We start from the raw sequence: 15005 nt of genomic DNA on the forward strand, positions 1-15005 counted from the left end.
GTCTGGGGGACACACCCAGTCCGCGGGTCTGGAGCCGGCCTTGCGGGCCGGCACAACGTCAGCCCAGGTTCCCGCCTACCTGCGTTCCCGCCTCCGCACGGTCACCCGCGTGGAAGCGGGAACCGCCGTGGTCGCACGTGCGGTGGCAGCGGGCGGCGGCGACCTCGCCGAGGTCGAGGCCGCCTGGGCCGCCCGGACCCCCAGCCCGGCGCTGAGGACCAATGCACGGCGCCTGGGGCGCGGGTATCTGCGCGTCCTGCACGCGCTCTGGCCCGGCCCCCTCGATGCTCGCGCACGCACCTGGTCGCGCCCGGTCGTACTGGGCCTGCTCGCTCACCGAGCCGGGATGGGCCCCGCCGACCTGGCCCGCCTGGTCGGGTACGACGACGCCCAGACCGTGACGGCAGCCCTGCTCAAACTTGAGCCGCAAGACCCGCTGCTCATCACCGCGTGGGTGAACGAACTGCTGCCGGACATCGACGAGATGGCCGTCCAGGTCGCCCACCTGCACACCCCCGAACAGATCCCTGCCCATGGCGCCCCTCTCATCGAGCGCTGGGCCGAGACCCACGACACCACCACAGAAAGACTCTTCAGTGCCTGAGAACGCCACCGCCCCCACCCGAGCGATGCGCCTGGGCGTAGCCGGCCCCGTCGGAACCGGCAAGAGCTCGCTGATCGCGACGCTGTGCCAGACCCTGTCCGACGAGCTCCGCCTGGGTGTCATCACGAACGACATCTACACCGACGAGGACGCACGTTTCCTCAAGAGCGCCGGCGTGCTGGACCCCGAGCGGATCCGCCCGGTGGAGACGGGCGCGTGCCCGCACACGGCGATCCGCGACGACGTGACCGCCAACCTGCTGGCCGCCGAGGACATGGAGGCAGACTTCGGCCCGCTGGACCTGGTCATCATCGAGTCCGGTGGCGACAACCTCACCGCGACCTTCTCCCCGGCTCTGGTGGACGCCCAACTGTTCGTCCTGGACGTCGCCGGCGGCGGTGACGTCGTACGCAAGGGCGGTCCCGGCATCGCCCGCGCCGACCTGCTCGTGATCAACAAGACCGACCTGGGCCAGTATGTGGGCGTCGACGTCGAGCGCATGACGCGCGAGGGCCGTGAGGCCCGCGAAGGCGCCCCCGTGGTTGCACTGTCACAGCACGACGAGGCATCCATCCGGATGCTGGCCGACTGGCTCCGCGAAACCCTCGCCCACTACCGCACCGGCGACCACACCCCCGTCGACCCCGGCCCCATGGCCCCGCACTTCCACGCCGACCAGGACGGCGCGGGTACGCACGCCCACGCCCACGCCGATGGCACCACCCACTCGCACGACCGAGCTGCTCGGGCAGCAACAGGGCAGGGCGCGTGACCGGCCCGACCCGCCTGAGTGTCACGCCCGCGGAGGGCCGCAGCCACGTCCACCACACGACCGGGCACCTGACGGCACGAACCATGGACCAGGACGCCGACGGAGCCAGGGTGGGCCTGATCGCCACCCGTGCACTGCTGCTGTCCGGCGACGACGTCCGCATCGAGGTGAACGTCGCTCCCGGCGCCTGGCTCGACATCGTGGAGACGACCGGCACGGTCGCGTACGAAGGCAATGCTCCCTCGTCCTGGACGATTGACGCCGACGTGGGCGACGGAGCCGTCCTGACCTGGGCGGGAAAGCCGTTTGTGGTCTCGGACGAGATCAACACCCACCGTGGCACGCACCTCCGGCTGCACGGCACCGGCAAAGTGCTGATGCAGGAGAAGGTCGTGCTGGGACGCGCCGGACAAATGGGTGGGGACCTGACAACGTCCCTGGACGCGAGCGACGACACCGGGCCGCTCCAGGTGGAATACCTGGACCTGGGACGGCAGGCCCGTCAGCTGCCGGGCATCTTCGGGAGCCTGCGTTCCATGGACACGGTCACCGCCCTGGGGTGGACGCCCGAGCCGTCCGGCGCGCCGAACGCCGGCAGCGCCGGTCCAGGGGAGACCTACTTTCCCCTGGACCGGCGCGGGGCCGTGCTGCGGTGGATGGGAATCGGCCGGTTCCGCGACGAGCTGTGCGATACCACCTTCGCCGACTGGCGCGAGGATGCCATGCGAGGCTACCGGCACCAACGAGCTGCACGGCGCCTGCATCATGCAGCCGGGCCCGGCCTCGGAGAAGGCGGTTGCGCCCCGGCAGCGGACACCGAGGCGTCCGCGGACCGGCGAGGCATGCCTGCCCGACGGTCCCTGGCCCCATCCGCCTGACGCTTCGGGCCGCCCGCTTGCCAGCCCGCCGGCCAACCTGCTGGCGGGCGTGAGCGCTCGCGTGAGCTGATGCCCTGGACAAGACGCACTCCCCGCGAGAAGGGGAAACGCACTACGACCCGCTGGTTGCATGCAGCTCCGGATACGTTCACCCATAGAGGGCGCGGTCAGTACCTTGTGGTGCCGCGGGCTCGGAGGAGGCGGCGGTACTTGTCGCAGCACCGATGCCGCCGAGGCGGATGAGCAGGCGACAGCGGGGCCGCGCGTTCCCACAGGTCATCAGGCACAAGATCAGCAGACACTCAACAGATCCTGCCGAGACATCACCCAACTGCCAGTACCCGCAACGAACTTCATTCTGAAACGATCAGGACGGCTTCGACGCCGTGATCACACCAGTCAGACCAGGATCATCCCCTGTTGCGGTCCGAGCGTGTGACGACCTGGCCGTGGGTTTGCGCCGCGAGGCCCTGGTAGCCGGCGTCGGCCAGGATCTGCAGGTCGGTGGTGTCGGCGAGCAGGTCGACCGGGCCGGCGTCACGGGCTTGGGTGATGTCGGCGACGGATCCGGCCCGGACCTCGCCGCAGAACAGTGGTCGTCCGCGCTCATCGGTGATGACGAGGGGCTTTCATGGCGTTGATGCGGCTCTTGCCGGAGATGAACCGGCTGCGTCCGCCGCGGTGTGCGCCCGGGCGGCGGACCCTGGTCTCGGTGGCGTCCATCAGCGCGGTCCGGCCGGTGGCGCCGGGATGCGTGATCACGTCGGCAAGCGTGCGGAGTCGCAGACCGTCCTCGACGCGACAGCCGCGGTCGGCGAGCAGAGGTCGGATCTCGCCGACCGCACGGGTGATCGTCGACCGGTCCACCTGAAACCAGCAGGCCAGTACGTCGTGGGTAACGCCGTGCCTCAGATGAACGAGTGTGGCCAGGAGCCGGTCGACGAAGACCAGCTTGTACTTCGCGCCCGCTCCGACCGCTCGCCGACGTGGCCGGTCGAGCAGCTCGGCATCTCTGCGGGCCTGCCGGACCGGCCCCAACTCCGCCACCAGATCGGCAATCACAGCCGCTGAAAGGCCCGTGACCCGACGCTCCGACATGATCAGCCCACGTGCCTGCATCCCCACCACGAACAGCCCAACGAGCCGGCAGAGCCATCGTCACCGCCAACCATGCCCGAGCTCGTTAGTCGTTGAGAAAGGGGTTGTGGCGTTCGGTGAGTGGGCCAACGCCCAGATCTTCACGCATGAGCTTGCGCATCTTGGCGGCTGCTTTGCCGCGTGCCTCCCAGTGGGCGCGATCCTCTGGACTGCTGACAGCAGCGCCGTCGATGTAGCCGTCGCGGATGCGTCGCAGGCAGTGGAACACGCTGTTGGAGGCCTGGACGACGGGTTGGGGCGCGATGAGCCACATCCGTTCTGATGCGACACCTATGCCTGAATCCCGAAAGGCTTCGCGCAGCGCGAGCGCCCGTTCGTCGTCGGAGGGGTGCTCTTGTTCAGCCAGGGCCCGCAGGGTCTCACCGAGGGCTTTCACGGTGGTGGAGTACTGCGTGTAGATGTCGAGCCGTAGCCGAAGGGCTTCTTTGACGTCCTCGCGCTTCCACCGATTTCGATCGGCGATGAGAGTGGCGACGATGCCGATTGCGGCCCCGGCCAGGGTGGAGAGCAGCGGCAACCAATCCATGCGGGCCAGTTTGGGCCATCCCGTGACGGCGGCACCAGGTCGCGTATCAAAAGCGGATCTTGAGCGATGAATGATCACGGTTCATAGCACGGGGAGATCTCACGGGCGGACAGCGGACGGTGATGGAGCCGTTGTTGCCGAGGGGGACGAAGGCGGGCCGGACGCGCGTCCGGCCCTCCCTGGTCGAGTGCGCGCTGGTAAGGCGTACGCCTCTCGCAAGAACCGTGCCTACCTGCGCCGCCGGGGGATCCGCTGCACCGTCCCGGACAGGCCGCCCAGGCGCGTAACCGCAGGCAGCTCGGCTCGCGTGGCGGCCGGCCGTCCCATGTCGACCCGATCGACTACCGCGAGTGCCACGCGGTCGAGTGCGGGACTGATCGCGTCAAGAGGCACCGCGCCGTCGCGACACGGTACGACAAGCCAGCGGTCCGCTACGTGGCGACCGTCTTCGTCGCAGCCATCAGCGAGTGGCTGTGACCCACGCCGTCATGTGGTGGGATCCACGTTCCACCCTTCAGGCAGATCGCTGCCGCAAAAGACGCAGACGAAGTCTTCCTCGCGCACGATGTTGTGCTCCTGGCAGTCAGGACACCGCCGGAACACCACCTCATGGGTGAAGCCGGACGGCCGCCCGAGCTCTACGTTGTCCAGAGCGTGAGCGACTTCCGACCAGGAGGTGGCGTCCGGGCAGTACCCGGTGGAATGGTTGCTGACGTCACCCACGGCCCATCGGCCTGCCTCACGGGTGAAGCTGATCTCACCGGCTCCCAGAACCATTGCTCCGCCGGCACAGGCCACGTGCTCGCTTCGCCGCGGGGCCAGCCGAAGCACACCGTCCGTGCCGACCACGAAGGTGAACGGTTCGGCCAGTTCCACTGCCGATCGCTCAGCGACCCAGCGTCCGAAGTCAGCCACCGAGCCGATCCGGCATCCACCGCTGCCAGGCCGGACCACAGCCTTCAGCTCGACCGGTCCGACATATCGGTAACTCCGTCCCCGCACGCTCATGCGAGCCAACCTAGAGCACTTCCGACACACACCCTTACGAGCTCGTGCACGGTTGGCGGTGGTGAGTCAAGGCCCGCGGATTCGCTGCTGAGGTCACACGTACCCCGGATGCGCGGTGCGGTGGAGGGGTGCGAGGTGCGGTGCACCGTCCGGCGATGGTGCGCACCCGATGCGCGGTGCCCTCCAACGCCGTCCCCGGTGCGCACTACATGGCGGCGAGACGGACCGTGCGCGCACCCGCCGGTGCGGGGTGCGCGGTTGAGGGCTTGGCCCATGCCGGCGGCCTCCAGCCGACGCAGGACATCGGCGACGCCCTGGTGGACCTCGGCGAAGATCTCCTCGGTGAAGATCTCCTCGGTGAAGCGGATGACGGTCCGGGCGATGGCTGTGTCCACTGCCGGGCACAGTGCGTCGCGAAGGAGCCGCGTCCAGTTTCTTGTCCTGGTGGTCCAATGCGGTGACCGGGACGGTGACGCGATCGGCGACGTTGGGGAGCAGTTGGCGCAGCTCCGGTCCGAATTCGTTCACGACCATGCAGGCGGTGTCGGTGTCGTGGGCCTTCACGGCCCGGATGTTAGGAGAGCGTGTCGGAGAAGTCGCCCGGGCGCATCGGGGCGAGCGGCTCGGCGGTGGTGGTCCTGGGAATGACGGACTCCTCGTGAACGGGCCGCGCCGCACATTGCTGCGGTCTCGGAAGCGAGTCTCGGAGCGAGTAGGCCGTCGAATCCCGGGGCGCAGCGTTGAACCTGGCCGCAAGGCGCTTGGCAGTGGGCGTCCAGCCCGACGCTGTGGCGGTGGAACTGGCGGCGCTGCGCCTCATTCCGGCCGACGGGGGCGACACACCAGACACTGGGATGCCGCCGTGGTAACGGGGCGACCGGTTCTTGGACGCAACCTGTGCCGTTGCTGGTAGAAGGCGCTCGGCCCGCGTCGGCAAACCGTCGCCACTCGGGGTTGGGGCGGCTGTGGGGGTTGCCCTTGAACACCTCGCAGCTGCGGAGACCCCAGGTCGCTGCGAGCGTCGGCCGTGCGCCGTGGAGGGCAAGTTCCGCGAGGATGTCCGCGTCCCGGGTGACGAGCGCGAGCCGGCGGAGGCGGTCGAGTGGGAACGCATCGAACCGCGCTGATCACGCAGGCGCTGTGCGCCCGCGGCGCAGCCGTCACGGTCTACGACCACTCATGAACCGGGCCGGGCCCCGTCACGTCAAACCCGACCACAACATCCACACGCCGCACCCGATGATCGCGAATCCAATGCCGCTGAAGACGACCGTGCTGCCCCTGTCGAGGCCCTCGATGGCCATCCGCTGTGGGTGGGCCGCATCGTAATAGATCGTGACCAGCATGCCGGGGCGATAGCGGCTGCTCCCAAATCTCCCCGAACGAGTACTTGGTCTCCACCAGGCGACCGTCGCCGGTCCGAAACCGCACGACCGGGTAGAAGGACGTCCCTCCGCGGCCGCCGGAGTCCGCATCCACCTGGACGACGGTGCCGGACCCCCGCACCCCACGGCGCCGCAGCCACAACTCCTTGAACAGACTCGCACCGCTCAGGCCCCAAACACCGAGCCGAAGACCATGAGGAGCATCCCGCCACCTACCGGACCCGTGAACCCTCGTCTCCCTCCGAGCTGCGTTCCGCACACGGTACGCGGGACCAGCTCGTCGCCTTACCAGGTAAGGACGCGGCACTGGGGCAACGGTTTCCGAGCGCGTCGGCGGTCGACAGGCCGGAGCACCGCAGCGCAGCCATCGACGGGCAAAGCCCACAACCTCATGGGACAGAACAAGTTGGACTTGTCCCGCCGAACATGTTCGGAGCCGGATTGTGAGGGCAGTTGCGGTGGCCGTGCCGAGGTAGACGGAGCCGCGTTCGTCGTAGTGGGGTGGCGACCGCTCTGGACTGCATGAGGCGGTTGATCGCCCGCTCGACGGTGTTGCGCTTCTTGTACCACTCCTCGTTGAAACCGAGGTGGCTGTCTCCATGAGCTCTGCGAAAGATGGCTTGCGCAGCCGCTGAAAGGTCATGGATCGCCAACTGTGTGACGACGACGATGCCGATCGAGGTCAGCTTGTGGCGGTGTCCTCGGCCTGGGCGGCCCGCGTGTCGGCGAAGTCCTTCGAGGTGTAGACGATGCGGTGGGCCGCGCCGTAGGAGCGGAGCCTGTCCGTGACAATTACTCGCGGCACCGCGCTCGTCTTCTTCATCAGCCTGCGGAAGAAGCACCAGGCGGTGGCCTTGTCCCGGTGACTCTGCAGGAGGATGCCGAGCACGTTGCCGGCCTGGTTGACAGCCCGCCACGGGTACTTACACCCCCCGTTGACCCTGATGAACACCTCGTCCAGATGCAACTTGTCGCCGGGCCGGGGCCGCCGTCGGCACAGCCATTCGGCTCAGGCCTGCCCGAACTTCCGGCACCAGCAGCGGACCGCCTCGTACGAGACGCTCACGCCGTGCTCCAGCATCAGCTCCGCCACCTCACGGAAACCGAGCGGGAACCGGAAGTACAGCCATACGCAGTGGAATATCACCTCGACCGGATACCGGTGCCCCTTGTACGACGGCGACGAAGCGCTACCCACCGACGATCCACTTCACCGTGATCAACCCGAGGATGCTTCACGCCATCCGCCAACGCGACAGCGTCCTCGCATGGCATGCATGTGGTCCACCACGGCCCACGGCAGGCACTGCCGCGTGAGCCGAACCGCCGCGGCTCCTGCATCGAAAGATGTATCGGCATCTCATCCGCCGCTACGACCCCGGTGATCGCGAGGGCGCCGAGGATGGTGAATACCCCTGGTGCGACCGGGCGTTCAACAAGGAGAGACAGCCATGACCCACCCTCGTCCCGACTCGTCCGTCCGCTCCCTTATACCTCCGTCCTCCCTCTCCGGAGTCCTGGGTCGAGCCCTGAGCGGCGGTCTCATCATGGCCGTGGCGCTGGGGGTCGGGACCGCGGTGGGCCCGGTGGTCGCCGACGCCGTCGGGATGACCGGGTTCGCGGCCCGCCTGGTGCCTGCCGCGCTCGTCAGCGCGGTGGCCATGCCGCTCGTCGTGTTCGCGCTGCGTCGGCGGCGCGGCTCGCTCGCGGACATCGGGTTCGGCGGTGTGGGCCCGAGTCTACGGGCCCTGCTCGTCGGGGTGGGTGTGACGGCGGGATCCGCGGCACTGGTGCTCGGTGCGGGGACGGCCGCCGGGATGCTGCACTGGTCGCGCCCTGATCTGCCCATGCTCGCCGGGTACATCGTGACGAACGTCGTGATCGCTCTGCTCCTTGAGGCGCTGCCCGAGGAGACGACGCTGCGCGGCCATACGTGGACGTCGTTGCGGAGCCGGTTCGGCGGGGTGGCATCGGCGCTCGGGACGACGGCCGTGTTCCTGGTCGTACCCGGTGTCTCGACGGTGGTGGAGGCAGGCGCGGCGCGCCTCGTCGGTGGCGAGGCCGGGCCCGTTGGCCTCGCGCCCGGAGGGCAGAATCCTGCCGACTACCTGATTCTGCTCACCGTCTTCGGCCTGACGCTCGTCGCGGCCCGCACGGCGGTGAGGCACGCTCCGCTGTGGGCCGGCATCGGCGCGCACCTGACCTTCCTCACCGTCAACCGGGTTGTGTTCGAGGGCGACCGGCGCGGTGCGGGGTGGACCGTGGAGACGACGCCGGGGGCGGAGCTCCTCGTACCCGTGTATCTGCTCGTCGCCATGGCCGTGTTCGCGCTGTGGCGGCGGCGTGCGGTGGACCCGGTCGGGCCCGGCCGGAAGGTCGCGACCGGGCACCAGCCGGTTCCCTGCCCTTCTCACCGGGTGAGCACGTACCAGCCGGGTGAATCCGGATCTCCGTACTCGTAGTTCAGTTTGGGGTAGCCGGAGGTTCCGTCCAGTGTCCACTGCCCCGGCCATCTCCACGAAGCCCAGGATCTTCAGGGTCGTCGGAGCTGTCATCAGCACCGCCGCCGTCGAAACGGTGATCGGCCGCAGCTCCGACAAGCCGTGAGGGCCCTCCAGTTCCTTCCCGTGTAGCCGCGGCGGCTGCGAACAGAATGCCCTGTACCGATCTCAGAGGACGGTTCGTGAGCGTATATCTGTCTCTGGGTGAGGCTGGGGCAACGCCGCTGGTCCCGGGGTTTCGGCCGGCTACTACTTCCTGGCGAAGCTGCAGGCGTCGGCTTTGGCAAGGACGTTGAATCTGCCTGAGCGTCCGTCCCCATAGGATGCACTCCACGAACTGGTCGTGCGGGTGAGGGGTTGGGGACTGAAGGTGTTGGGGCGCAGGAAAGAGAAGGGCGGGCTGCCGAGGATCCCGCGGGGCGTGGATCCGCGGCGAGCCCGTGCCCTGCCGGTTCCGGCCGAGGCACAGGCCGACGCGCGCATGTTCATGCTGGGTGGCGACACTTTCCGGGCGCTCAAGGTGATCGTGGACGCGACGGGCTACGACCTGCGCCAGGCCCGGGACATCGTGTATGCGCTGGTCTACGACATCGAGGTGCCGAGGGGGAGCTGAGCCGAGGTGCGACGCACGGGGCGTTTCAGCCTGGCGCGGGTGCCTTCGATGTTCTTCGGCAGCAGTTCGTGGTCGAGGGCTTGGGACACGCCACGAGCCCGGAGGGGCCGGTGGCCTCGTTGAAGACGGCGGGGATGCGGGGGTAGTCCGGGTGCTCGGGCGGGTCTGGCGAGGCCGGCTGGACGGGGAGGCGGAGGAGGACAGGTGGTGCTCGTAGTCGCGGACTATGCGCCGGTGCGGTGTCAAGACGCCGTAGGTCTGCTCGACCCTCCACCGTTTCGGCTGCGGGACGAACTCCGCCTCCTGCGGGTTTCGGGCCCTCACCTCGCCCAGGCCCGTCGCGAGGGCCGCTTCCAGGACCTGATCGACACCCTGTGCCAGATCACGTTCCGTCGGCGCGGCCGGAGGCGGACACCCTCTTCCCGGGACAATGAACGCGGAAGCGTATCCGCCCGGAGAGGTACAGCAATGCACGGCAAGCCGTCAGACGGCGTCATCGCAGGTGACCTGACCTGCCTGGTCCCGGCCGCAGAAGCACATCTGCCGCTGCTCGCGCGCTGGTTCGCCGACCCCGCATTCGTCCGGAACTGGGGCGGAGAGCCCTTCACCCGGGAGGAAGTGGCCGCGAAGTACATAGGGAAACGCCGTCCCGCCGTGGAGTCTTTCCTGATCGTCGCCCAGGCCATCCCGGTCGGCTATGTCCAGTACGCACCCGCCGGCCCCGGCCAGGGTGGCATCGACATGGTCCTCCTGCCCCAGGCCCAGGGCAGAGGCCTCGGACCCGATGCCGCCCGCGCCCTGGTTCGGTATCTCCACACGATGCTGGGCTGGAACCGGGTGACCGTCGACCCCGAAGCGTCCAACACCCAAGCGATCCGGGCATGGACAAAGGCAGGCTTCCGCCCGGTGAACCGGCAGGGAAGCCAACTGCTCATGGAGAGCCTCCCCGCCCCCGGCATCTCACCGGCGCACACCCACGACGAAGGCTTCCCACCCGCGATCTGAACAGGGGCGGCCCCGTCCGGGGGCGTTCGGCGGTCGGGCCGGCCGTCCTGGCCTCGGGTCTCCGCAGGGCGCAGTCAATGGCAGGGGCTACTGTGCTGCCGCATGAAGATCGAACCCCTTCTTGAAGACCTGCGCAGCGACGACGCCGCGCGTGTGGAGGCGGCCGCCGCACGGCTGACGGAGCAGGCCGAGAACGTAGTGCCGGAGCTGCTGCGTGGTGTGGCCGGTGTGCAGCGGACCGCCGATCTCCAGCCGGTCATGCGGGTGTTGCGGCACATCGGGCCGGCGGCCTTCGACGGGGTAATCGCGGCCTGGCGACGCAAGGAGGTGACGGCCTGGCAGGCGGGGCGGCTCCTCGGGGTGTTCGACGAGCGTTCCGCAGGCCAGTACGCGGCCTTGGCAGCCGATCCGGACTACGGAAAGTCGGGCAACGGCTTCCAGGGACTCGTCAGGCTGCGGGTGGACTCCGAGGCCGGGCTGATGGCCCTGGTGGGCAGTTTCGCCCGGGGCCGCCCCGTTCCCTACAAAGTGTCCGACTACGCCCGCCTGCTGCACGACTCCTTCCGGCCCCGGCTGCGTTCCCTGCGTCGCGACCCTGCCACGTCCCCGAGGATCCGGCGGGGCGCGATGGCGGCGCTGGTGGCGGGCGGCGGTGGTGACGCGCTCGACGAGCGGGACCGGGCGGCGGTCGAGCGGCTGATACAGGTGAAGATTCCCGACGAGGTCCCGACGCTTCCGTCACCGATCCTCAGCGGCTGGTGGATGGCCGTGCCCGGGGCGTCGTACGAGGGTGTCTTCGAGGCGCTGGGCCTGCACGACCGGCGGCCCGTCACAGTCGCCGCCGGCGTCCAGGCGGCAGAGAGCCAGGAGATCCGAGTACCTGGGCCGGACGGCGCCGACCGCCCTGTGGGGCGGGCCTTCGTCACCCCGGAGCTGGACGGCTGGCGCCTGATCTTCGGTTCCTTCGACCAGCTCGTCGGCGACCCCTGGGACGGCATGATCGAGACCGTCGAGCGGGTCAGCGTCCACTGCGGCCAGGCCCAGTTGTTCTTCCTGGACGACGCCGGTGGCTCCGACGTGTGGATCGTCGCTGAGAACGGCCGGGTGATCCGTCAGTACGCGGCCGAGAGCGATCCCGAATGGGAGGGCGACCCACTGCCGTGGGAGACCCTTGCGGTCGACGACCCGGACTTCGACCCCGAGTACGACGAGGCTCCGTCCAACGCGGGCACCACGGGCGCCCGGTCCGCCTGCGGGTACCTCTCCGTCGACCCCGACGAGGTCGGCCCGGACACCGAGGTGCGCGGCCACGGCTGGCTGGCCCTCACCGCACCGGGCGTCAGTCACGGCGCGTTCCCCGGGACACTCCTCATCTGAGGCGCACGCCGCCGTCGGCGGTCCAGGTCGCCCGTACCGGATCGGCGCCCCGTGGAACCCGCCCGCGGGGCGCCGCGAACCTTGAGCGCGGGCCGCCGCGCAGTCGCGTCCGTCCGGCGGCCACCGAGCCCTCCAGGCCACCGAACCCTCCAGCCCACCGAGCCCTTCAGGTCGTCGGCTGCTCCCATGGCGAGAAGCGTGGCCACCTGCGGCCCCCGACCGGCTGACGCGTACGCCGGGCTCTCCCCGCGTGCCTTCGCCCGCCGGTTCGTCCGCCAGATCGGCACCGTCCCCGGGCAGCGGCTGTTCCAGCAGCGCATCGACTCGGCGCGGTCCCGCTGGAGCGGTCAGACCTGCCTGTCGAGACGGTCGCCGCCCGGGACGGAGGATCGTCGACGGTCGCGCACTCGGCACCGCCCCGCCACCCCGCCACCCCGCGATCCTTGGTCACCATCCGCGGCCTCCACGACCGCACCACGGCCCGAGGCGCCATCGCGACCGTGACTCCGAAGCGGTGGGAGGGCGAACCCGTGAGAGGTGTCAGGTGGTGATGTCCACGACGGCGGTGAGCGGGAGGCAGCCGAGACCGGCGCCGGCGAGGACGCTGTAGCGGCCCGGCCGGGTGGTCCAGCTGCCCTGCGCCTCGTCCCAGACCTGGAAGGCGCGTTCCGGCAGGCAGATCTCCGCGACGACCGTTTCATCGGGCTCGGCGGCGACGTTGGCGAAGCCCGCGAGCCACATCCGGGGCCGCTCCACGGCCTCGTCGGTCTCCGTCGCCGCCACGTAGATCTGCACGATTTCGCGGCCCGGACGGTCCCCGGAGTTCCGGAGCCGGACCCGGACGGTGTGGTCGTCGTCGAGCTCCATGCGCTCGTAGCTCCAGCGTGTGTAGCCGAGTCCGTGGCCGAAGGGGTAGGCGGGTGCGATGTCCTGGTGCTGCCAGGCGCGGTAGCCGATGAGGACGCCCTCGTCGTACGGGAGGCGCCCGTCCTCGGGGGCGACGCGTGTGACGGGCGCGTCCTCCAGACGGGCCGGCCAGGTGGTGGGGAGGCGACCGCCCGGCTCTTCCCGGCCGAGCAGAACGTCGGCGAGGGCCGCGCCGCCCTCCTGCCCCGGAAACCAGGCCAGCAGGACGGCGGCAACGTCCTCGCGCCAGGGCATCTCGACCGGGGCCCCGGCGTTCACCACGACGACGGTACGGGGGTTGGCGGCGGCGACGCGTGCCACCAGCTCGTCCTGACGGCCGGGCAGCCGCAGGTTCGCCCGGTCGAAGCCCTCGGACTCGACGCGTTCGGTGCTGGCGACCACGACGACCGCGGTGTGAGCGGCGCGGGCGGCGGCTACGGCCTCCTCGATCAGCGCGTCCCCGTCACGTTCGGGATCGCGGTGGGTGAGACCGAACGTGACGCCCCGGACCGGCCCGTACGCGATTTTGGGACTGCGGTGGAGGAGACTGACCTCGACGGTGCGTCCCGCCTCCAGTTCGGCAGTCCCGCGCGGGATCGCCCGGCCGGTCAGCACTTCCATCGGGTCGCCGCCCTCGGGGTCCGCCTCGTCGTACAGCACGGCACCGTCCACGGCGAGCCGGAAATCGCCGGTGCCGCCGGTTCCGAAGTGGTGGTTCCCGCTGTCGCTCGGGGTGAACGTGCCGGTGATCTCGACCATAGCCAGGGCGTCGTAGTCGACGCCGTCCGGCAGGGCCGTGTCCATCCAGCGGACCCGGCCAAGGGTGAGAGGGTGTTCGGCGAGTACGGTTCCGTGCGCGTCGCGCAGGACCGCCCGCAGGTCGAACCCCCCGGTGGCGACCTCCAGTTGGTCGTTCGGATCGGCGCCCATGGCGTATGTCAGGGCCACGCCCTCGGGCAACGCGTCGGTCAGGCCGTCGAGCGGCGAGACGACCCGGGCGGGGTAGACGGTCGCCGAACCACCGCCCAGGAAGCGGGCATCGCGGGCCGCGCGGCCGATCAGCGCGATGCTCGGGACGGCTGAAGCGTCCAGCGGGAGTGTCCCCGCCGGGTTGCGGAGCAGGACGAAGGAACGAGCGGCGATCTCACGGGCGACCGCCGGGCCGTCCAGGGGAGCGGGGCGCCGGCCGGCGGGCACGGAGGGGGCCGCGCCCTTGAGGAGCCCGAGGCGCGTGGCGAGCAGCAGGACGTGCCGTACAGCGGTGTCCACCGTCGACTCCGCCACCCGCCCGTCGCGTACCGCGGCGGCGAGCGCCGGACCGAACACGGTCTGCGGCCCGGGCATGGCCACGTCCAGACCGCCTTCGATCGCCCCGACCGTGTCGCGGGCCGCCAGCCAGTCGGAGACGACCATCCCGTCGAAGCCCCACTCCTGGCGCAGGACCTCGGCCTGAAGGGCGCGGTGTTCGGTCATGGTGGTGCCGTTGACCCCGTTGTACGCCGACATCAGCGCCCACGGACGGGCGTCCCGGACGATCGCCTCGAACGGTGCGAGGTAGAGCTCGCGCAGGGCGCGCGCGGACACCTGGTTGTCGACCGTGAAGCGCTCGGTCTCGGCGTCGTTCGCGACGAAGTGCTTGACCGTGGCCCCGATCCCGCTCTCCTGGAGCCCGGTGACGTAGCCGGTGCCGATCCGGGCGGTGAGCAGCGGATCCTCCGAATAGGCCTCGAAGTGCCGACCGCCCAGCGGGGAACGGTGCAGGTTCACGGTGGGCGCGAGCAGGACGTGGGCGCCCTTCCGGTGGGCCTCCTGGGCGAGGACCCGGCCGGCGCGCCGGGCCAGTTCCGGATCCCACGTCGCGGCCAGAGCGGTCGGGCTCGGCAGGCAGAGGGACGGGTCGCCGGCGCTCCACGCCGCGCCGCGCACCCCCACCGGCCCGTCCGACATCACGAGGGAGTCCAGACCGATCTCGGGCAGCGCGGGCAAGGTCCACAGGTCCTGGCCGGCGAGCAGGCGGGTCTTGGCATCGAGGTCCAGGCGGGCGAGCGCGGCTTCGACGACGGGGCCGTGGCCCTCCAGGCGTTCCATGGGTTCCGGGTGTTTCATCTGTCCCTCGTGTTCCACGGTCATGATTCCTCTGTGTCCTTCCTGGTCCTGCTGTGGGAGTGGGAGTGGGAGTGGGAGCGGACGAAGTCGGCGCCGCCGGGGGAGGTGCAGTGGGTGCGGGACTCGGTGATGCGCGGCATGGGGAGTTCCGTCGTATTCGAAGGGG

The 15005-nt window shown here is 70.0% G+C and carries 13 protein-coding genes and 2 pseudogenes; 8 read left to right on the forward strand and 7 right to left on the reverse strand.

The genetic code is table 11. The annotated features are described in order from the left end of the window. The first annotated feature begins 40 nt into the window (after positions 1–40). The 4 genes from ABZ622_RS21955 (at position 41) to ABZ622_RS21970 (ending at position 2895) form a co-directional block, all read left to right on the forward strand. Entirely contained in the window at positions 41–604 is a 564-nt protein-coding gene (locus ABZ622_RS21955) for an urease accessory UreF family protein (RefSeq protein WP_360545706.1), read from the forward strand. A gap of 25 nt (positions 605–629) precedes the next feature. Then, a complete protein-coding gene (ureG, locus tag ABZ622_RS21960; RefSeq protein ID WP_360545708.1) occupies positions 630–1376 on the forward strand; it encodes an urease accessory protein UreG in 747 nt (248 codons plus the stop codon). Beyond that, the gene (locus ABZ622_RS21965) at positions 1373–2254 is read left to right on the forward strand and encodes an urease accessory protein UreD (RefSeq protein WP_360545586.1); all 882 of its coding nucleotides are present in this window, start codon (positions 1373–1375) and stop codon (positions 2252–2254) included. The genes ureG and ABZ622_RS21965 overlap by 4 nt, the downstream gene beginning before the upstream one ends. A 449-nt stretch (positions 2255–2703) precedes the next feature. Beyond that, positions 2704–2895, forward strand: coding sequence for a hypothetical protein (locus tag ABZ622_RS21970; RefSeq protein ID WP_360545588.1), 192 nt, complete (start codon positions 2704–2706; stop codon positions 2893–2895). Here ABZ622_RS21970 and ABZ622_RS21975 read toward each other — a convergent pair. The 5 genes and pseudogenes from ABZ622_RS21975 to ABZ622_RS21995 all read right to left on the reverse strand — a co-directional run. Continuing rightward, positions 2861–3316: a transposase family protein gene (locus tag ABZ622_RS21975; RefSeq protein ID WP_360545590.1), complete on the reverse strand. Its 456-nt coding sequence runs from the start codon at positions 3314–3316 to the stop codon at positions 2861–2863. The two genes, ABZ622_RS21970 and ABZ622_RS21975, sit on opposite strands and share 35 nt — an antisense overlap. Positions 3317–3437: 121 nt before the next feature. After that, positions 3438–3938, reverse strand: coding sequence for a hypothetical protein (locus ABZ622_RS21980; protein ID WP_360545592.1), 501 nt, complete (start codon positions 3936–3938; stop codon positions 3438–3440). A gap of 486 nt (positions 3939–4424) precedes the next feature. Beyond that, on the reverse strand, positions 4425–4946 hold the full coding sequence (locus ABZ622_RS21985; RefSeq protein ID WP_360545594.1) for a hypothetical protein: 522 nt from the start codon (positions 4944–4946) through the stop codon (positions 4425–4427). 1199 nt (positions 4947–6145) lie between these two features. Next, positions 6146–6421 carry a DUF3592 domain-containing protein gene (locus tag ABZ622_RS21990; RefSeq protein ID WP_360545596.1) on the reverse strand — a complete coding sequence of 92 codons (276 nt, stop codon included), beginning with the start codon at positions 6419–6421 and terminating at the stop codon, positions 6146–6148. 655 nt (positions 6422–7076) lie between these two features. Further along, positions 7077–7529: pseudogene (locus ABZ622_RS21995) on the reverse strand (IS6 family transposase); the annotation flags it as partial. Between the two features lie 349 nt (positions 7530–7878). On the opposite strand from ABZ622_RS21995, the gene ABZ622_RS22000 reads away from it, so the two are divergent. Next, positions 7879–8793 (forward strand): CPBP family glutamic-type intramembrane protease, encoded by a 915-nt coding sequence (locus ABZ622_RS22000; protein ID WP_360545598.1) that lies wholly within the window; start codon positions 7879–7881, stop codon positions 8791–8793. 460 nt (positions 8794–9253) lie between these two features. Continuing rightward, positions 9254–9445, forward strand: coding sequence for a hypothetical protein (locus ABZ622_RS22005; RefSeq protein WP_360545722.1), 192 nt, complete (start codon positions 9254–9256; stop codon positions 9443–9445). Between the two features lie 186 nt (positions 9446–9631). Here ABZ622_RS22005 and ABZ622_RS22010 read toward each other — a convergent pair. Then, a pseudogene (locus tag ABZ622_RS22010) lies at positions 9632–9772 on the reverse strand (IS5/IS1182 family transposase); the annotation flags it as partial. Positions 9773–9913: 141 nt separating this feature from the next. Here ABZ622_RS22010 and ABZ622_RS22015 point away from each other — a divergent pair. Together ABZ622_RS22015 and ABZ622_RS22020 are read left to right on the forward strand one after the other, a co-directional pair. Then, positions 9914–10450, forward strand: coding sequence for a GNAT family N-acetyltransferase (locus ABZ622_RS22015; protein ID WP_360545600.1), 537 nt, complete (start codon positions 9914–9916; stop codon positions 10448–10450). Positions 10451–10552: 102 nt separating this feature from the next. Continuing rightward, positions 10553–11827, forward strand: a complete 1275-nt coding sequence (locus tag ABZ622_RS22020) for a hypothetical protein (RefSeq protein WP_360545602.1) — start codon at positions 10553–10555, stop codon at positions 11825–11827. Positions 11828–12367: 540 nt separating this feature from the next. Here ABZ622_RS22020 and ABZ622_RS22025 read toward each other — a convergent pair. Next, the gene (locus tag ABZ622_RS22025) at positions 12368–14821 is read right to left on the reverse strand and encodes a glycoside hydrolase family 3 C-terminal domain-containing protein (RefSeq protein ID WP_360545710.1); all 2454 of its coding nucleotides are present in this window, start codon (positions 14819–14821) and stop codon (positions 12368–12370) included. Positions 14822–15005: the final 184 nt, after the last annotated feature.

Origin of the sequence: Streptomyces sp. NPDC007164, from assembly GCF_040634135.1 — a bacterium.
In the GTDB taxonomy this organism is placed as follows: domain Bacteria; phylum Actinomycetota; class Actinomycetes; order Streptomycetales; family Streptomycetaceae; genus Streptomyces; species Streptomyces sanglieri.